Below are 18572 nucleotides of genomic sequence, written 5' to 3' on the forward strand. Positions count from 1 at the left end.
GTTGCCCGGAGTTCGCTCCAGGACGAGGGCGCCCCCGGGACCTCGGAGCACGACCGATCCGAACAAACGCCGCCGCCTCCCACCAGTGCGGCTGGTCGTGTACTTCGTCCTGGCCCTGTGTCGCGACCCTGTGCGCGAGAACCTGCGACTCAATCTTCTCCGACCCGTCACCCCCCCCCGGGTCGCCGCCCTCAAAGCAACTGCATCGAGGGAGGCCCCCGGGGTGACGCGACTTGTCAGTTTGTCAGTGCTTACGTGCCACCGCCCCGTACATGGCGATGGCCCGGTCGTCGATGCCGTCCTGTTCGGGGCCCGGCCGCCACTTGTGAACTTGGGTGATTCCGGGGTCGATCAGGTCCATCCCGTCGAAGAGGGAGGTGGTGGTCGGCAGGTCGCGCAGTGCCATGGGCATGCCCTGCCGGGCGTACTCCTCGGCCACCTGGCCGACCTCCTCGGGCGCGAAGTCGGCGGTGCCGATGGTCATCGCCAGGAAGCTGCCCGACGGCAGCGGTTCGAGCAGTCGCTGCACCAAACGCCGGTCGTCCGGCGGCAAGATGAAGTGCAGGATGCCGATGATCATCAGGCCGACCGGTTCGTTCACGTCGATCAGCGCACGGAATTCGGGACTGTCCAGGATGGCGTCCGGGTCGTGCATGTCAGCGTCGACGTAGGCGGTCGCCCCCTCGGACGAGCTCTGCAGGAGGGCGCGGGCGTGAGCCAGGACGATGGGGTCGTTGTCGACGTAGACGACGCGGGACTCCGGTGCCACCTCCTGCACCACCTCGTGCAGGTTGGGGGCTGTGGGCAGGCCGGTGCCGATGTCGAGGAACTGCCGGACACCTTGCTCCTGGGCGAGGAAGCGCCCGGCACGGTGCATGAAGCGCCGGTTCTCCATCATGTGCACTGGCAGCGCCGGCCAGTGCCGGCACATGGCGTCGCCTGCCTCTGCGTCGACAAGGTAGTGGTCCTTGCCTCCAAGGATGTAGTCGTACACCCGCGCCGAGTGTGCAGTCGTGGTGTCAATCCGATCGTCTGCGCTGTGCATGGGCCCGCTCCGCTCTCCACTGCCGACATGGTCTTCAGACGCTACAGCGGTGGGGAGTTGTGTGGCAGTTGTCTGGCGGTGAGCTGTGCGGGGTCGTCGGTCGGCTGACGGCGGCTGGACGCGCAACAACGGTTGAGCTGAGGGCCCCGGCTCCCTTCTGGCGTCTGGGGCCGGGCTCCTGCAAGAATCGCGTGCGGCACGGTCCTGCGTAACCCGATGACGAACAGCTACGTCAGTTACGTCTCCAGGGTGGCCGTACGGGGAACTCCAGCTGGCCACTGTCTGAGCACCCCGTCCAGCGAGGCCCTCAGCGCGGTGCTTCGCCCCCGTACAACAGGAGCCCTGTCCGCCGTGAATCCCGCCTGACCGATGAGGCCGGGCGGGCCTCGTGGGGCGATGGGGTAAGAGCTGTCGGGCTAGCGTCGGTTGGCTGTGTCCGTGCCATCGGGAAGTGATGTCAGTGGGCGCGTGGGCGGCAGTGCCGTAGTTCGGGGGCGGGCCTGCCGGTTACGAGTTCGTCTGCGATGAGCCGTCCGACGGTGGGCGCCAGGGTGATGGCGGAGTGCATGACTGCGACGTAGACGGATCGATCGTTCGTCGCGTAGCCAATGACGGGCCCGTGCGCAGGCATTGGGCGTCTGCCGGTGCGGTAGCCCAGCAGGCGGCACTGGTCGCTTCCCTGGAAGGCTGCCTTCACGCGCTGGAGAGTGTCTTGCGCGGCCTGCTCACACGCTGCAGCTCCGCCTTCCGTGTGTGGCACGACCAGCAAGAGGTTGCCATCCCGAACTTCTCGTACCTCGAAATCAGGCCTGGCCACGATGGTCTTGACCAGGCCAGGCGGTGCGGTGACCCGGGCGAGGGTGGCTGGGGAGGCAGCAATAGCCAAGTCGGCCGGTAGCGGTTTGCAGAGCTTGGGGATGTTGGTTCCGGCCGTGAGTACGACGGTAGCGGCGGCGTGGAGGCCGGTCGACGTCAGCACTCCCTCTACGCGTCCGTTGGTTACCTCCAAGGAGGTAACGGCGGTTTCGTAGAGCACAGTTGCTCCATGAGCGCAGGCGGCTGTCACGAGTGCGTGGGCCAATGCTGTCGGGTCGACGCCCGCGTCGCTCGGGGTATGGATGGCATGGTCGGGTGGGTGCCGGAGGTTGGGCTCCAGCGCTGCGACGTCACTTCGCCCAATACGGAACTGGCCTGGCCCCGGCCGTGAGTCCTCAGCCGGTGTGTCGGCCCAGGCCAGCGAGCCGGTCCGGCGGACGGCGACATGGGGCAGTTCCTGCTCCAGGCGTCGGTAGTCCGCCAAGGCGTACTCGCGGAGGTCCTTCGCACCACCGGGCCAATGGCCTCCCGAGCCGCTGATCCAGGCAAAGGAGTCTCCGGTGACCCCGGTGGCCGGTGCAGGTCCTTGCTCGAGCAGGGTGACCGGGACACTTCGACGTGCCAGGTGGTAGGCCACTGAGGAGCCGACGATTCCCGCACCGACGACAACAACGGCTGACATGAGGTCCTTTCGACAGGTCAACGACCATCAGGCTGTGGCTGCAGCCGTAGAGACACAGTCGGGTCGATGCGGGAATGGCGCAACGGGATTGATTTGCTGCGACAGGACTCAGTGATGAGTTCGAGCGAGGGCGGGTCGAGGCCGCTGGCTGTACTGCAACTTGAGCTGCCCGGACGAGCCGCTGCCATGCCGCCTACGCTTCCGTAACGGGGTGGTACCGCACATCGATCTCGGCGAAGGGTTGTGAGCCGTGGGAGTGGCGCAGCCGGATCGGCTGCCCGCCGGGGTTGTCGAACAGCCGGATGCCGTCGCCGAGCAGGACGGGTGCGATGTGTAGGTTGATTTCGTCGATCAGGCCGCGTTCGAGCAGTTGGCGGCCGATCGTCGGGGAGAGGACTTCGAGGTTCTTGCCGTCGGCGGCCTCCAGGCCGATGCGCACTGCCTCGGCCACATCGCAGTTCAGGAAGGTGACGCCCTCGGCGGGTGTCGCGTCTTCAGGGTGGTGGGTGAGGACGAAGATCGGGCCGTTCCAGTCGTCGCTGTAGGGTCGGGCGCTTGGGTCCCGGTCCCAGCCGTTCCGCCCGCCCAGTACCGCGCCGGTGGTCTCGATGTACTCTTCCTCCACGCCATCGCGGCCAGTGACCCCGGTCAGCCAGTCCATGGAGTGGTTCGGACCCGCCACGAACCCGTCCAGCGACGTGCTGAAGTGCAAGATGACCTTGCCGGCGGCCTTTTGCGGTTCGATGTCGAACATCTGGAGATCCTTCGCTCGTCGTGCCGGCGCGAACGCACCCGCTACACAGTTGGACCAGACGGACGGCCCAGATTCATCGCTGTGTCCCGGATCGTTCGTTGCGTTGCAGCATCTCCAGCTCGGCGCTCATCGGCTCGCGGCTGGAGAGCTCGCGCAGACCGCCATGCTGCTGTTTCGGTGACTTTCCGTCAGGTGGTGGCGCGGTCGCGGCGGGCGAGGTGGGATGCGGCCAGTTCGGCGAGGGCCGGGCCGGTGCTCTCGTAGGCGAGGGGGGCGAGGTCCGGTGGTGGGATGTAGCCGTCGGGCATGCTGGCGTAGGCGCGGTCCAGCAGGCCGGCGTAGCCGTCGGCCAGCGCCTGGGGCCATGCGCCGGTCAGCGGGGGCCGCATGCGTGCCTCGGAGGCGAGAGCCGCGTGGTGCGCGGCGGCCTCGGCAGCCGCGTCCTTGACGGTGAGGTCGGCGATCAGTTCACGGCATGGTGCGAACTCGGCCAGCGGGCCCGGCAAGGGGCCGGTCGTGGTGGTGGGAGCGAGGAGTGCGTCGCTGAGGGTGGCGGCGATCACGGGGGAGGCGTGCAGACCGTCGCGGTGGGTGCCGGAAGCCACCCACAGGCCCTCGCGCAGTGTGGGGCCGATGACAGGGTGGCCGTCCAAAGTCAGAGGCCGGTTTCCGTGATGGGTGTGTGTGATACCGGCCCCGGCCAGGGTGTGGTCGAGCTGACTGAGGGCGGAGTCGAGGAGGAAGCGCAGGGCCGCGGCGGTGGGCCTGGCCGTGGGGGTGAGGCTGGGGTGGGCGCTGGCGCCGAGGTAGAGGGCGCCGTCGGCCTGAGGGACGGTGTGCAGGCCGCAGGCGTAGGCGCGGTTCGGTGTGCGGATCACCGCGGGCAGCGGCGCGGGTCCGGTCACGCTCAGCGCGGTGCCGGCCGCGGCCAGGACCGGCACGACGGGCAGGTCCGGGTCGAGGGCTTCGAGGATCGGGGTGGTCCAGGCGCCCGCCGCAACCACCGCGCGCGGAGCGGTGAAGACGCCCTCCGGGGTGTCCAGGAGATAACCGCCGGATCGGCCCGCGGTGAGGGTTCCGGCGGGTGTTCGGGCGATGTTGGGCTGCGCGGCCAGGGCAGCGTCCAGGGTGGCGAGCCAGACCCGGGCATCGAGGAAGCGCTCCTCGGGCAGGTACCAGGCGCGCAGGGCACGGTCGTTGTCCAGCGGCCGGTAGCCCGGGATATCCGCCGGGTCAGTCTCCTGGCAGGGCAGACCGTACGCGTCGGCGGTGCGGGCGACGGCGGCGAACGAGGCGTCGTCCAGAGCGGAGGAAACCGCGTTAAGGATCATGAAGGTGCCGGTGCCGTAACCATCGTGCTGCGGCGCGGCGGCGGCCGCGTGGGCGCGGATCCGCTCCCGCCAGGACGGCCAGCGCCCGGCCGCCTCGATCGCAAGTTCCGTACGCAGTCGGCCGTGCCGGGTCCGTACCCCGAGGTCGGTGACCTCACCCAGCGCGCTGAGCATCGCCCCCGCCGCAGCCGACGCCGCCGGCGTCGCACCGCCCGTGTCACCGGCCAGCACCACCCGGACCGAAGGCTCCGCTGCCGTGAGCGCGAACGCCAGCGAACGGCCCACCACGCCCGCGCCCACCACCAACACATCCACATTCCGTACGGTCACGCCTACACCCCTCGCCTCCGAGGCCGCCCCGGGCCCCTCCGCCGACCAGCCATCCTCAGACATCAAGATCAGACCACTCCCGGCCGTCCCCCTCCAGGCACCTCGCCGACCGCGGCCGCTGAATCGGCAGAGTCAGCGGCTACCGGTAGGAGTGACGGCTATCGATGAGGAGTGACGGACCTGTCAAGGCGTGGCAGGGGGCTCGACCCTGGTACGGGTGGGGCCGTGCTGAGTCCAACCTCCTTCTACGTATGCCGGTGCGCCGGGTGTGCTCCAGTGCGGTGTTGTTGAGGGGTGTCAGGTTGCACGGGCGGGGGCACCCGTGGGGTGCGGCGTATTTCCGCAGGTCGGCCCATGGTCTGCGGGTGCCGTGTGCCGGGATGTGTCCCTGCGGTTGTGGAAGCCGTTGACCTCGGTGACTTCAGCCTCTACCCCGGTCGGCAGGCTGACTGGGGCCCTGCGGAAGGGACACGCGATGACTTCCGAGAAGCATGAACTCCCGAGGGTGTCCAGTCTGGTTGATCTGCTGCTGGAGACCGAAACCCTCGACGGTTTTCTGCACGCTCTGGCCGAAGAGGCGATGACCCGGGCTCCCAAGGCGACCGGATGCGGCGTCACCCTGCAACAGGGCGGTCGCGTATGGACCGTTACCAGCGCGGGCACCAGTGCCCCGGACCTGGACGAGGAGCAGTACGGGCTGGGGGACGGCCCGTGCTTGCAGGCTCTGCGCACCGGCGCCGAAGTTCACGTGCCGGATCTGAGCGACGAACAGCGCTGGGGCAGCTACCCCGCTCACGCGGTCGCGATCGGAGCACGCTCCTCATTGTCGTTCCCCATCGCCGCGCACTCCGATACCGCGGGCGCCCTGAACCTTCTACGCGCCCTCCCCTCAGGGCTTCGAAGATGTGGACCTCGTGCCCCTGCGCGCCCTGGCCGAGCAGGCCACCGGCGCGATCATCCTGGCTCAACGCATGCACCAGGCACGCCAGTTCACCGTGGAGGTACAGCAGGCGTTGCGCTCACGCGCTGTCATCGATCAGGCCACCGGCATCATCATGGCCCAGCAACGCTGCTCCAGCACGGAGGCCTTCGCAATCCTGCGCAGGGCTTCACAACACCGCAACGTCAAACTCCGCGACCTGTGCACCGACCTGATCACCCGCCTCACCGGTCAACCCCCACCCGACCCGCCCGATCTTCAACCCGCCCCCTGACAGCGGAAGCGGACCCGCAGAGAGGCGCAGGGCGAGACCTGCTCGCCTCACGCGGACATCCGCGCAGAGCCCGAGAGACAGCGAGGCGGCACGGGCCGACGGTGGTTGCACAACCCTCCCACTGGCCTCGGAGGTATGGGTCAGACAAATACACGCCCTTCCCCGCCTCGAAAGGCGCCTGGGCAAGCCTGTGATCAGTGCAAGCCAAGCCACTGCCTGGGCGCTGCCGGGCGCGGTCGGCGATCGAGCACACGGCCCTCGGCAGAGGCTTCTCGAGCGAGCTGGCTTGCGGGGGTCTTGAGTGTGTCCCGGGTGCCACCGCCGGGGTAAGTGGTTCAGTTGGCTTGGCTGTTCGTGTGCTTGGGCAGGGCGAACATCAGGGCCCACATCGCGGCGAAGACACCGCCGGCCCACCAGAGCACGGTGGTGAACGCGTCGCGGTTGACCACGGCGTCGGACGCTCCGCCGGTGGCGGAGAAGAACACCAGGGCAGTCAGCGAGGTGCCGAGGGCTATGCCCAGATGCATCGCGGTGTTGAACAGGCCCGAGGCGGAGCCGGCGCTCTCGTGCGGAACCCTGGCGAGCGACATGTCGGCGATCGGTCCGCCGATCGTGCCGAGGCCGAACCCGAGCACCAGAAGGGGGACGGTCATCGCAAGGAGCGTGAGGTAGCCCTGCCGGCTGATGACCTGGAGCCCATAGGCCGACATCGAGCCGAGGGCGATCAGAACTCCGGTTTGGGGCAGGCGGCGTCCGAAGCGCCCGGAGGTCTTCATCGCGACCGTCGCACCGACCAGCTCGCCGAGGGCGAACGTCATGAAGGCCACGGCCGCCTGGAACGGGCTCACGCCAAGACCGCGCTGGAGGTACTGCGTCCACGTCATGAAGAACAGCCCACACAACAAGCCGAGCGTCAGCTGCGCCGACAGGCCGCCCGAGAACCCCCTGCCCTTGAAGAGGGACAGCACCACCAGCGGCGCATCGTCCTTCCTGCGCTGCTGGTGGCGCAGGAAGACGCCGAGCACAAGGAGACCGGCGGCGAGCATGGCGAAGCACCACAGCGGCCAGTGATGGGCCTGGCCCTCGGTGAGCGGGAAGACGATCAGGACCACGGCCAGCGCGGACAGGAGCATGCCGGTGAGATCGAGGCGGTCGGCCTTCTCCGCTGTCGACTCGGTGATGAACCTCCGTCCGAGGAGGAGCACGGCGAGGCCGATGGGCACGTTGATCAGGAAGATCGGGCGCGAGCCCAGTCCGAACAGGTCGGCCTCGGTGAGCACGCCGCCCAGGACCGGGCCCAGAACGGAGCCGAGCGACAGGACGGCCCCGTACAGGCCGAATGCCCGGCTGCGGTGCCCGCCGTCGAAGGTGACGTGGAGGGTCGCCAGGACCTGCGGGATCATCACGGCGGCTCCACCGCCCTGGAGCACGCGGGCGGCGATCAGCATGCCCGGTTCGGTCGCGGTGCCGCACAGCAGCGAGGCGAGGGTGAACAGGGCGGTGCCGATGAGGAGACCTTGCGTCGGCCGTATATGTCGCCGAGTCTGCCGCCGGTGATCATCCCGAGGGCGATGGTCAGCGAGTAGCCGGCTGTCAGCCACTGCACCGCGGCCGGTCCGGCGCCGATCGACTTCTGGAGGGTGGGCAGGGCGGTAAGGATGACCGACTGATCGAGAATGTCCATGAGCTCGGCGACCAGGACCACCACGAGGGCGGTCTTGGCGGCCAGGTTCATCCTGGACCTGGATGCTGTGCCGGATGAGGCGTGGGGCGAGGGCTCGGCTGGGAGCTTCGGCTCGTTGTCGAGCGCGGGGGCAACCACGGTAGGACTCCTGGTTCATGGTGGTTCAGGTGGTTCAGGTGGTTCAGGAGTCGGGGAACTCGCTGTCAGCCGCGCCGGGGCCGAGAGAACACGAAACCCGGGGCAGTCGGCAGAGCTGCACCCGGGAAACAACAGGAAACTGCGGGGAGGGTGACGCAACTCAGGCCCGAGCGACGTCCGCCCCCGCACGCGTTCGAAGTATCAGAACGTGGGGGAATGCGGACGGCTACATGGCCTGGGGTATGTGAAGTCACCTTAAGTTCGCTGAACAAGGAACAACTGGGCTGGACAGGACACTGCCGCCGAATTCTCCGGCGCAGGAACGCGCTCACGATACGTCCCCGTATGGACCCTGCGCCCGCCAGTTATCGCGGCCACGCTCGTCTAGGAGGGTGCTACGCGTGGCCATGCGCCACGCGCCGTACGCCATGCGCCAAGGGCCAAGCGCCGGAGGCTAACCCGAGCGGACCCCGCGCATGATCGGCGCCATACGCCCAGTGACGGTTCGTAGCGTTTACCCCTCGTGCCTTGTGCACTGTGGCGCACGACCCGTGACCTCCCGCGCCTCTAGCCTCGCCGCAACGGCGCGACCACGAGAACGATCGAGGAGCGGGACCTGTGAACTGGTTGATCCACGACTACCGCGAGAGCGATCTCGCCGCGGTGGTCCACCTGATGGACACCACGGCCGAGCTCGGCCAGGAATCTGTCTTCTCTGTGGCGGAGTGCATCAGTGCCCTGACATCCCGGCAGCCGGGCGTCGTCGCTGTCCACCAGGGCGTACCCATCGGTACGGCACTCGCCTGTGTGGCCGGGGAGCGGGCCTGGGTGATGCGGATAGCGATCGCCCCGGCCTGGCGGGGGCGGGGCTTGGCCAGCGCGCTCCTGGTCGAACTCGAGCGCCGCCTGGTCGCCGCGCGAGTCGGCCGTATCGCCTATGTCCTGCCCGAGGAAGACCTGTTCGGCGATGGACTTCTCAACGCGGGCTACACCCGCCGGCCCGCCGTCGCCTATTTCGAGAAGGTCGAGCCGGTGCACGGGCCCGCCGCCAGCCTTCTCGACGACCTCGGCGGCCGGTTGCTGCCCGGTGACCTGTGGGCCAAGGTCGTCGGCATGGAGCGGGAGAAGGACCTGATCGAGCGGCGGGTCGTGCTTCCGCTCGCCGAGCCGGAGCGTGCGGCGCGACACGGTGTGCGCCCGCCGCGGGCGGTGGGCCTGTTCGGCCCGCCGGGTACCGGCAAGACGACCTTCGCACGCGCGATCGCCTCGCGGCTCGGTTGGCCGTTCGTGGAGATCCTGCCCTCGCGGCTGGCCGACGGGGGCAATCTGGCGGCGGCGCTGCGCTCCGCGTTCGCAGCGATCGCTGAGCTGGAACGAGTCCTGGTCTTCATCGACGAGGTCGAGGAGATCGCCCCGGTCCGCCAGGAACCGGCGCAGCCCGGCGGGATGCACGGGGTGACCAACGAACTGCTCAAGCTCATCCCGGGTTTCCGGGAGCGCGACGAACGGCTCCTGGTCTGTGCGACGAACTCGATCCGCTCCCTGGATCCGGCCTTCCTGCGTCCCGGTCGTTTCGACTACCTGATCCCGATCGGTACGCCGGACAAGGCGGCCCGGGCGGCGATCTGGTCGCGCTACACCGACGGCCGACCGGAGGTGGACATTGACGAACTGGTGGCAGCGAGCGACCTGTTCACCCCTGCCGACATCGAGCACGCCGCCCGGATCGCCGCCCAGAACTCCTTCGAGCGCGATCTGGTCTCGGTCGGCGGGCAGCCGGCCGCGACGGAGGCACTGCCGACCGCGACGGAGGCACAGCCGGGCGCAAGTACGGTGGGCTATCTGGAGGCGATCGCCCAGTGCCGTCCTACGGTGACGCCTCAGATGATCGACCAGTTCGAGTCGGACATCACCACGCACGCCCGGTTCTGACCCGGTGCCGCAGGGGGCCCGGCGCGTTCCGGGGGCTTTGGCTTGCCAGAGGTCTTGACAACTTGATTGGTCTGGACCAGCTTTGCGCACAGTAGCGGTGGCCACCGGCTCTCACCTTCTTCCGTCGCTTCTCCCTGGAGGCATTCCGTGGACCGTGTACGTAAGGGCAGATCCGGCGTTCGTCAGAGGATCGGCGCGGCCATCGCCGTCGGTGCGGCCGCCGCGCTCGCCGTCACCGGGCTCGCCGCTCCTGCGCAGTCGGCGGATGCCAGGACGGCGGACGCCAGGGCAGCGGACACCAGGGCGGCGGATGTCAACGTTGCGAAGAACGCCGGGTTCGAGTCTGACCTGAGCAACTGGACGTGCACCGCGAACAGCGGTGCCGCCGTCACCTCCCCTGTGCACGGTGGCGCGAAGGCTCTCAAGGCCACCCCGTCGGGCCAGAACAACGCCGAGTGTTCTCAGATCGTCTCGGTCAAGCCCAACTCCACGTACAAACTGAGCAGTTGGGTGCAGGGCAGCTATGCCTACCTGGGCGCCCGCGGTACAGGTACCACCGACGTGTCGACCTGGACGCCGGGCAACTCGGCCTGGCAGCAGCTCTCCACCAGCTTCACCACCGGCGCGAACACCACGTCGGTCACCGTGTACACCCACGGCTGGTACGGGCAGAGCGCGTACTACGTGGACGATGTGAGCGTCCTTGGGCCCGACGGAGGCGGCGGAACCGACCCGGTGGAGATACCGGCTGTGCCGACCGGCCTCAAGGCGGGCACGACGACATCCACGTCGGTGGAGCTGTCCTGGACCCCGGTGTCCACGGCCACCGGCTACACCATCTACCGCGACGGCACAAAGGTCGCCTCGGCCGGCGGCGCCTCGACGACCATCACCGGCCTCACGCCGGAGACCACCTACAACTTCCAGGTGAGCGCCACGAACGCGGCGGGGGAGTCCGCGAAGTCGGCGGCGGTGTCCGTACGTACGCCCAAGGGCAGCGGCGGCGGAGACGGCGGCACCGTGCCCAAGCACGCGCTGACCGGCTACTGGCAGAACTTCGACAACGGCGCGACCGTGCAGAAACTGCGGGATGTGTCCTCGCAGTACGACATCATCGCCGTCTCCTTCGCCGACGCGACCGCCACGCCGGGCCAGATCACCTTCAACCTCGACCCGGCCGTCGGCTACTCCTCCACCGCCGACTTCAAGGCGGACATCGCCGCCAAGCGCGCCGCGGGCAAGTCCGTGATCCTGTCGGTCGGCGGTGAGAAGGGCACCATCTCGGTCAACAGCGACGCCTCCGCGACGGCCTTCGCCAACAGCGCCTACGCGCTGATGCAGGAGTACGGATTCGACGGCGTCGACATCGACCTGGAGAACGGCCTCAACCCCACCTACATGACGAAGGCGCTGCGCCAGCTGTCCGCGAAGGCGGGCTCGAAGATGGTGCTCACGATGGCGCCGCAGACCATCGACATGCAGTCCACTTCGGGCGGGTACTTCCAGACGGCGCTGAACGTGAAGGACATCCTCACGGTCGTCAACATGCAGTACTACAACAGCGGTTCGATGCTGGGCTGTGACGGCAAGGTTTACAGCCAGGGCAGCGTGGACTTCCTGACCGCGCTCGCCTGCATCCAACTGGAAGGCGGTCTCGACCCCTCGCAGGTCGGGATCGGCGTCCCGGCATCGACGCGCGGCGCGGGCAGCGGTTACGTGGCCCCGTCGGTCGTGAACAACGCCCTCGACTGCCTGACCCGCGGCACTGGCTGCGGCTCCTTCAAGCCGTCGAAGACGTACCCGGCGCTGCGCGGCGCCATGACGTGGTCCACGAACTGGGACGCGACGGCGGGCAGCACGTGGTCGAACTCCGTCGGCCCAAAGGTGCACAGCCTTCCGTAACGAACGGCCTGGCGGGGCGGACAGAGCAACCCTTTACCCGTCCCGCCCCTCTACCACGCCGTCTTCGGCGGAGGTGCGGGAACGGGGCCCGGCGCCTCGGTCAGCTCCAGGTCATGTTGATCTCGCGGGTGTCCTCGGCGAGGAGGTCGTCGATGTAGCCCTTGCCGCGGTGTGCGGGGAGGACCGCGGTGTAGGCGATGATCGGGTTGTGGCCGTTGTGGGCTGGGATGACGAGCCCAACTGGGTGTCCATGAGGCAGGGTTACGATCCGCCACCAGTCTCGTGGGCTGGTGAAGCACGCGAGTTCGTCCTCGTAGTGCTTGACGGCCGCTTCGTGGGCAGACATCCGGGTCAGGTCGTCCCGGCCGTGTGCGTCCAGTGTCCCGGCCAGAACTGAGGCCATCAGAACCAGGAGTTCCTGGGCATCGTGGACCGGGCGGAACGCGCGGCGTCCACTGGGCTCAGGAACGGGCGATTCCGGACGCCATTCCAGACGCAGTCGTTCGACGAACAACCGGGCGCCAGTCTGCTCCAGTACTGCCATGCGATCGTCGATGACTTGCCTGGGTCATTCCGGACGTCGGCGTCCGCTTCCCTTCAAGTGCAGCGACTGTACGTGGCCCCTGAAAATCACATCCGCCCCTACCTGACCGGAGCACGGCCCCCGGGGTCATGAAAGGAAACAAGGGTCCGCCCAGTACGGGCACAGCACTCAGGTCATGATCGCTGTGTTCAATGTCGGACATCGCTACGGTGTTGCGGGACTGGAACTCCGCCCGGTCAAGGGGTGAGTGGCATCTCGGCGAGCGCCTGCCAACCGTCGGGTGTGAGGGCGACCACGTGCACGGCGGACACTTCGGTAGAGATCGGCAGACGGCCGGTGACGCGACGCGCGATGTCGGCGGCAGTGTGGGCAGCTGCGTCCAGCGCCACGGTGACGTGCACCGGTGGCTCCTGCCCGAACCGGCCGCCATAGGGGACCTGTTCGGGGAACGCGGTGCGAACGGCTGTGGCCAAGGAGCGCAGTTCGGGCGCCGGGACACCGACGAAAGTACCGGCCCGCTCGACCTCGGCCAGCCGCAGGGAAATCCGGCCGACTTCCGGCGTGGCCCGCACCAGTGCGGTCCGCAACCGCTCCAGCTCCGTCGCACCGATTGCCTCGGCCGGCAGCCACGGGTAGAGCAGCGTCGCGTGTGCGGGCACACCCGGGCGCACCACCCGCGCGTCCACCTGGGCGGCCAGTTCCAGCAGCGGTTCGGCGTCCGGCAGCAGTGCCAGGACCGCCGTCGTTCCGTGCACAGGCATCGTCGCCCTCACTCCGCCTCTCGCGTCGAGTCCCGCCGGAGCAACCTGAGCCAGAGAGGCCCGCGTACCTTCAGGCATGACGACGTTCATGACCGGGCGCTTCGCGTGCTCGAAGCGCTCTTCAACGCCGGTCGCTGAGCAGCAGTGTCGCCGACAGTGTGGACCCCTGTCACCTGCGCATGCCCAACGCATCCAGGGCGGCATGCCGCTCGGCGCCTCCCACTCGCGGGTGTTCCACATGCTTGCCGGGCACGTTCAGGTGGCCTTCGCGTGTGTGGGACTGCCGGGCGGCATACCGGTGGAGAGCCCACATGGTGTCCGGGGTGCGCTTGGCCAGTTGCTCGCTCCCCGCGGCCGTTATCAGTCCCAGTACGTCACCCAGCAGCCACGGCTGGGCGGACGCCAACTGCCCCCACCCGTATACGGGGATCGTCGCCGCCCCACCCGGACCGGGCGCCTCCCATAGGCGCCAAACCCGGCGTGTGGAAGGTGTCGCTCGGGTCTGCGCCTGTCTGCCTCGGCTTGGAGGCCGAGATACGCAACTTGTTCGTCCAGGCTCTGCGGTGCCTGCGGGAGCTGGGGGGGGCTGGGGACCCATACGGCGAGACGATCCCCCTGGTGCGTCTGGCGGGCGCCTCGCCTGTGGGGCGAGCCCGGTGCTGGAGCTGTCCACCCGCCTCGCCGCCGCCGGCGGCGTGCGTCGCGGGTCATTGGGCCGCGAGGACCTCTTCGGCCATCTCGTAATCCGTGACCGCTCCCCGCGGGGCGTTCACGCGGAAGGGTTTGCCGAAGTCGCCGAACGACTCATCGAGGTCCTTGGCCGGGTAGGTGACCCGTAGAAGGAACGGAGTGCCATCGGCGGAGATGTGGAACTCCAGAGGCCCTCCTTCACGCTCATAAGTGATCTTGGTGGTGGACTGCCCCTGCACCACCCCCGGCTCCTGCGTCGGGCTCGCCTTGGCGAGTTCGTCCAGGGAGGGCATCCGCTCTTCCAGCCAGGTCCGACGGGTCTTCGACGCACACATGTCGCGCATGATCTTGTAGACGTCGGCGTTGCGCTCGACCCACCGGCCAGCCATCACCTTCACGCGTACCGGGTCGTCCTTCGCCTCGGGCGCCATCATGAGTGCCTCTTTGCTGCCCCGCGTGTACAGCGCGGACGCGGTCACGACGAATTCCATGGACCTGGCGCCCTTGTGGGCACGTGTCTCGCATTGCGTCCTGTGACCCCGCACCGCACTGCGCAGGACCGTGGTGCCCTCGGTCCTCATCCGCCTGGTCGAGCTGAGGTAGTCCTGGTCGAGTGTCACGTCGAGCGCCTTGTTGATGAGCTTGGCGGCCCGAGCGCCGTGCGATCCGGCGCCGTCCCCTGCCGTGCTGGCTGCCGGCCGCTTCGAGCTGCCTGCCTTGTCGCTCTTCTTCGTTTCGGCGGTCCCGGAGCTACACCCGGCCAGTGCGCTGAGCAAGATGGCCGCGACGACGGTGGCCGTCGTCGATCTTCGGGCACGTCGAAATGGCGTGCTGGTGATGCGATGCATCGAGTCCCCCCTGGGATCACAGCAGATGGTGGAGTAATGATTCACCGTCCGCGGAGGTTCATGTCCGTTGGGGGCGGCCCATACAGCCACTTCGCCGCGATTCTCGGTCGTTGCCGCAGGCTTGGGGGCCCGGTGAGTTCTCCCCCGCTGGGATCCGACTGCCCGACCGGACCCGAGCTTCAACGCCCAGGTGCACCCAAACCGTTCAGTCCTCCCAGTCCTCATCGTCGCCGCCCCGCATGGTGCGCCAACCCTTGAAGTTCTCCAGTGCCCGCCCGTCTGGCCTCGCTGTCAGCGCTCTGTGTCATTATGCGGACGCGCCCCTGGGGAGTGGGCAGCGGTCTGCTGATTGCCAGGGGGTTGGGGATGGGTGCGGGTACGGAGCCGGACGGCTCGTCCAGGTCCGACGAGGAGTGGGAGCGGTTCCTGCGCGAGTCGGTGGCGGGTGGCACTGACGCGCCCAAGGAGCCGTCGGCGCGGGCCCGCGACGTGGCGAACCGGCTGCGCGCGGAACCTGGCCGCGGAGTGGAGGGGTGGCGCAGCCACACGCCCGGACGACCCAAGCGACGCACGGGCTGGTACGTGGCCGGGCTGTTGGCCTCGCTGGTACTGCTGGCGGTGGCGCTCATGCCGGGGCGGACAATGGACCTGTTCACCGGCGATGACCCTGACTCCCCGCCGTCGGCACCCGAGACCGTCCGCCCGACCCAGGCACCCCCGGCGGAGGCGGCCCAACGCCCCACCCGGGACAAGCCGTTCCGCGGTTCGCCGGCGGCGAGCTGGGGGGACGGAGCGGCAGGGATCACCGTGCCGAAGGCCCGGGCGGTCGGCTGGATGAGCGAAGCCGAGGTCGAGCGGGCCCTCGCCCGCAGCCAGGACTTCCTCGTCGCGTCCGGCCTGGACCGCGGGGTGCTGCGGGGTGAGCGCCCCGAGAAGGCGATGGCGCTGATCAACCCGCACCAGAAGGACGTCCAAGACCTTCTGAAGACCGCCTTCCGAACCCCGAGCGAGAAGAACGACCCCCTCCTCCTCTTCAGCCGTTTCAAGCCCTCCCGCACCCACCTGGTCGGCGACGTCGTGAAGACTCGGGGCCGGCTCACCTACCGGGAGGGCGAGCGCGGCGCGCTCCAGGTGACCGCCGACGTCACCTTCGTCTACCCGGTCACCCGCGCGGACGCGGGCGGCGACGGCGACGAGATCGTGCGCACGATCGTACGGCGTGAACTGGTCCTGAACTGGGACGACCCTGACAAGGTAATCACCGAGCCGGGTACGTTCTCGATCGTCTCGTACAAATACGACGTGACCAACGGCGGCTGCGGGGCCCCCACGGGCTACCTCACCCCGCCCTTCGGCACGGACCCCCCGTCGGACGAGGCCGGTACGGAGGTCGACCCGTACGACCGCAGTGTGCCGGTCGGCCGGGACGATTCCTCCGGGGACAAGTGCAGGAAGGCGACGCGGTCCTAGCGGCGGCGGGCTACGGCGCGAGGCGGTGGAAGCCGGCCAGGCGCGGATTCAGCGTGAACGGAAACGGAGCACCATCCGGAGTCGAGAGCGAGGCGACGATGTCCGGCTCGGGGTCACCGAAGATTTCGAAGTGGTCGACGGTGCAGTGCTCCATGACTTCCCGGATGTAGGGGTCGGAGAGCTTCCAGTGCAGGCGGATGGCGTCGGAGTCGGCGTAGAGCTGGAAACTGTGCGCCAGCATCCGCTCCTCGTCGACGAAGGTCTCCACCATGAGCTGCGGACCGTGTTCCTCGGCGAAGCCCACGGCCTTCGCGATCGCCTCGCGGAACCCTTCCAGGTGCCCTTCGGTGATGCGCATGGTGTTGCGGAACAGAATCGTCTGGCTGCTGATGTTCTTCATGGACCCGAGTCTCGTACCTCAAGCAACATTGAGGTCAAGAGGTGTTGGGTGAGCTTGCGCTGCGGTCTCCCTCGGCCACGGACCCTCGAACTCCTGGTGCGCGCCGCTCATGACCCTTGGTCGATCGATCCGCTCCTATGGTCAACTCCCCTCCCTGAAGCGTAAGGTTCACAAGGCATCATTAGCTATTACAGCAGTCATTCAGGGGGCGAGCGGCGTTGCCGGACACCAGGATCAGTGAGCTCGTGCGGATGTGGATCGACGGCTGGGTCGTCTCCCGCGGCAGCTCGGACCCGATCGACGAGCCGTGGGGGTGGACGATCGATGTCGGGCAGCCCAACCACGTCGCCCGGCACGTGCTGCCGGAACCATCCGAGAACGATGTACGCAAGGTCGCCTCCGCGACGAGCGCGCCCGGGACGTGGCTGAAGCTGTTCGCCGAGGACGAGACGGTCCTGCCCTGGGTCGGGCCCGGCTGGCACCGGGACCTCACCGGATACCTGATGACCTGTCACCTGGTGCCGGAGCACCCTGAGGTGTCGGCCGGATACACCCTCACCAGCTGGACCCGCGGCGGCGTCAGCCGCGTGCTGGTCCGCACGGGCGCCGGGCACTTCGCCGCCCGTGGACAGATCGCCCAGGCAGGCACCCATGCCGTGGTCGACCAGGTCGAGACCGCCGCCGAGCACCGGCGCAAGGGCCTCGGCGGTCTGGTGATGCGCACGCTGCAGAGCACCGCGTACGAGGCCGGTGCGGAAACCGGCCTCCTGGTCGGCACGCCCGGGGGCCGGGCGCTCTACTCCTCGCTGGGCTGGACCATGCACTCTCCGATGACGAGCCTCTGGTACGAGCCGTCGGATGCCGCCCGGTGAGCTGAACAGGACCCCGGTTGTCGAGGCGGGGGAGGGGACGTCCTTTCACCGGGACGAAGGCCAGGGCGGATCCGCGCCAGGGTTGATCCGGGGAGGGCGAGCGCCGCCCCGACGAGCAGGGCGGCGCGGCCGGTGTCACTTCCATGGCCCCCGATGCGCCTGCTGCGCGGTCTGCGTAGGCGTTGCGTGCCAAGGGCGTGTACTTTTCGGGCAGTCTCCCGGACTCTGTTCTGGTGGACTCACCGTTGACCACCTATCTGCTTCCCGCTGTCCTCGCAGTGATCATGTTTGGTCTCGGACTCGGTCTGACCGTGGCCGACTTCCGCAGGATCGCGGCGTATCCGCGGCCTGTGGCCTGCGCACTCGTCTGTCAGCTTGTGCTGCTGCCCGCCGTCTGCCTGGGCCTGGTACTCGCCTTCGACCTGAGCCCCGCGCTGGCCGTCGGCATGATGCTGCTCGCGGCGTCTCCAGGCGGCACCATGGCGAACATCTTCAGCCATCTGTTCGGCGGCGACGTCGCCCTCAACGTCACGCTGACCGCCATCAACTCGGTCATCGCCGTCGTCACGCTGCCGATCGTCGTGAATCTCTCCCTCGACCACTTCATGAGCGGCACGGACGAGGCGCTGGGCCTGCGTTTCGACAAGACGCTGCAGGTCTTCCTTGTCGTACTCGTGCCGGTCGCGGCCGGGATGCTGGTGCGACACCGTCATCCGGACTTCGCTGAGCGCTCCACCCGGATGGTCAAGGTGACGGCGGTGGTCGCGCTCGTCGGCATCATCATCGCGGCACTCGCCGCCGAGCGGGAGAACGTGCTCGGCTATCTCGCCGACGTCGGCCTCGTCGTCTTCCTCTTCGGCGCCATCTCCCTCACCGTCGGCTACGGCGCGACCCGGCTGGTCCGCGGCGATCACCGGCAGTCCGTCGCCACCTGCTTCGAGATCGGCATGCACAACACCACGCTGTCGATGGCGATCGCCCTGAGCCCCTCGCTCCTGGACAGCACCCGGATGGCCATCCCCTCGGCGGTGTACGCGGTTCTCATGTTCGCCATGGCCCTGACCGCCGGCTACCTGCTGCGCCGCATAGCTCCGGCCGACACTGCACGCACCTCCACGAGCCGAACGCCACAAAATCCGGTGGGCCCGCAGTAATCCCC

The 18572-nt window shown here is 68.4% G+C and carries 14 protein-coding genes and 2 pseudogenes; 6 read left to right on the forward strand and 10 right to left on the reverse strand.

Going from position 1 to position 18572, the window contains the following annotated elements; all coding sequences use genetic code 11:
* Window positions 1-244: 244 nt before the first annotated feature.
* From ACWGI2_RS34385 to ACWGI2_RS34400, 4 genes are all read right to left on the reverse strand, one after another.
* Window positions 245-1045, reverse strand: a complete 801-nt coding sequence (locus ACWGI2_RS34385; RefSeq protein WP_453699727.1) for an SAM-dependent methyltransferase — start codon at window positions 1043-1045, stop codon at window positions 245-247.
* 457 nt (window positions 1046-1502) lie between these two features.
* Window positions 1503-2543 carry an NAD(P)/FAD-dependent oxidoreductase gene (locus tag ACWGI2_RS34390; protein WP_453699728.1) on the reverse strand — a complete coding sequence of 347 codons (1041 nt, stop codon included), beginning with the start codon at window positions 2541-2543 and terminating at the stop codon, window positions 1503-1505.
* Between the two features lie 193 nt (window positions 2544-2736).
* Window positions 2737-3297 (reverse strand): dihydrofolate reductase family protein, encoded by a 561-nt coding sequence (locus tag ACWGI2_RS34395; protein WP_453699729.1) that lies wholly within the window; start codon window positions 3295-3297, stop codon window positions 2737-2739.
* Window positions 3298-3485: 188 nt separating this feature from the next.
* The gene (locus ACWGI2_RS34400) at window positions 3486-4958 is read right to left on the reverse strand and encodes an NAD(P)/FAD-dependent oxidoreductase (protein WP_453699731.1); all 1473 of its coding nucleotides are present in this window, start codon (window positions 4956-4958) and stop codon (window positions 3486-3488) included.
* Window positions 4959-5433: 475 nt separating this feature from the next.
* Between ACWGI2_RS34400 and ACWGI2_RS34405 the strand changes: the two are divergent.
* Window positions 5434-6172, forward strand: a pseudogene (locus ACWGI2_RS34405) (GAF and ANTAR domain-containing protein).
* 335 nt (window positions 6173-6507) lie between these two features.
* On the opposite strand, the pseudogene ACWGI2_RS34410 reads toward ACWGI2_RS34405, so the two are convergent.
* Window positions 6508-7907 (reverse strand): annotated as a pseudogene (locus tag ACWGI2_RS34410) (MFS transporter).
* A gap of 705 nt (window positions 7908-8612) precedes the next feature.
* Here ACWGI2_RS34410 and ACWGI2_RS34415 point away from each other — a divergent pair.
* Window positions 8613-9926, forward strand: coding sequence for an ATP-binding protein (locus ACWGI2_RS34415; protein WP_453699733.1), 1314 nt, complete (start codon window positions 8613-8615; stop codon window positions 9924-9926).
* Window positions 9927-10073: 147 nt separating this feature from the next.
* Window positions 10074-11828: a chitinase gene (locus ACWGI2_RS34420; RefSeq protein ID WP_453699735.1), complete on the forward strand. Its 1755-nt coding sequence runs from the start codon at window positions 10074-10076 to the stop codon at window positions 11826-11828.
* Between the two features lie 100 nt (window positions 11829-11928).
* On the opposite strand, the gene ACWGI2_RS34425 is transcribed toward ACWGI2_RS34420, so the two are convergent.
* The 4 genes from ACWGI2_RS34425 to ACWGI2_RS34440 form a co-directional block, all read right to left on the reverse strand.
* Window positions 11929-12372, reverse strand: coding sequence for a hypothetical protein (locus ACWGI2_RS34425; RefSeq protein ID WP_453699737.1), 444 nt, complete (start codon window positions 12370-12372; stop codon window positions 11929-11931).
* A gap of 236 nt (window positions 12373-12608) precedes the next feature.
* On the reverse strand, window positions 12609-13133 hold the full coding sequence (locus tag ACWGI2_RS34430; RefSeq protein WP_453699738.1) for a 2'-5' RNA ligase family protein: 525 nt from the start codon (window positions 13131-13133) through the stop codon (window positions 12609-12611).
* Window positions 13134-13302: 169 nt separating this feature from the next.
* Complete coding sequence (locus ACWGI2_RS34435; RefSeq protein ID WP_453398358.1) at window positions 13303-13539, reverse strand: hypothetical protein; 237 nt, start codon at window positions 13537-13539, stop codon at window positions 13303-13305.
* 301 nt (window positions 13540-13840) lie between these two features.
* Window positions 13841-14671: a hypothetical protein gene (locus ACWGI2_RS34440; protein ID WP_453398357.1), complete on the reverse strand. Its 831-nt coding sequence runs from the start codon at window positions 14669-14671 to the stop codon at window positions 13841-13843.
* Between the two features lie 366 nt (window positions 14672-15037).
* Here ACWGI2_RS34440 and ACWGI2_RS34445 point away from each other — a divergent pair, with 366 nt between their 5' ends.
* Window positions 15038-16141 carry a hypothetical protein gene (locus tag ACWGI2_RS34445; protein ID WP_453699740.1) on the forward strand — a complete coding sequence of 368 codons (1104 nt, stop codon included), beginning with the start codon at window positions 15038-15040 and terminating at the stop codon, window positions 16139-16141.
* A 10-nt stretch (window positions 16142-16151) separates the two neighbouring features.
* On the opposite strand, the gene ACWGI2_RS34450 is transcribed toward ACWGI2_RS34445, so the two are convergent.
* Complete coding sequence (locus ACWGI2_RS34450; RefSeq protein ID WP_453699742.1) at window positions 16152-16541, reverse strand: hypothetical protein; 390 nt, start codon at window positions 16539-16541, stop codon at window positions 16152-16154.
* Between the two features lie 218 nt (window positions 16542-16759).
* Between ACWGI2_RS34450 and ACWGI2_RS34455 the strand changes: the two genes are divergently transcribed.
* Window positions 16760-17413, forward strand: coding sequence for a GNAT family N-acetyltransferase (locus tag ACWGI2_RS34455; protein ID WP_453699744.1), 654 nt, complete (start codon window positions 16760-16762; stop codon window positions 17411-17413).
* Window positions 17414-17646: 233 nt separating this feature from the next.
* On the forward strand, window positions 17647-18567 hold the full coding sequence (locus tag ACWGI2_RS34460; protein WP_453398353.1) for a bile acid:sodium symporter family protein: 921 nt from the start codon (window positions 17647-17649) through the stop codon (window positions 18565-18567).
* The last annotated feature ends 5 nt before the right edge of the window (window positions 18568-18572 follow it).

It is taken from the genome of Streptomyces sp. NPDC054866 (assembly GCF_053610745.1).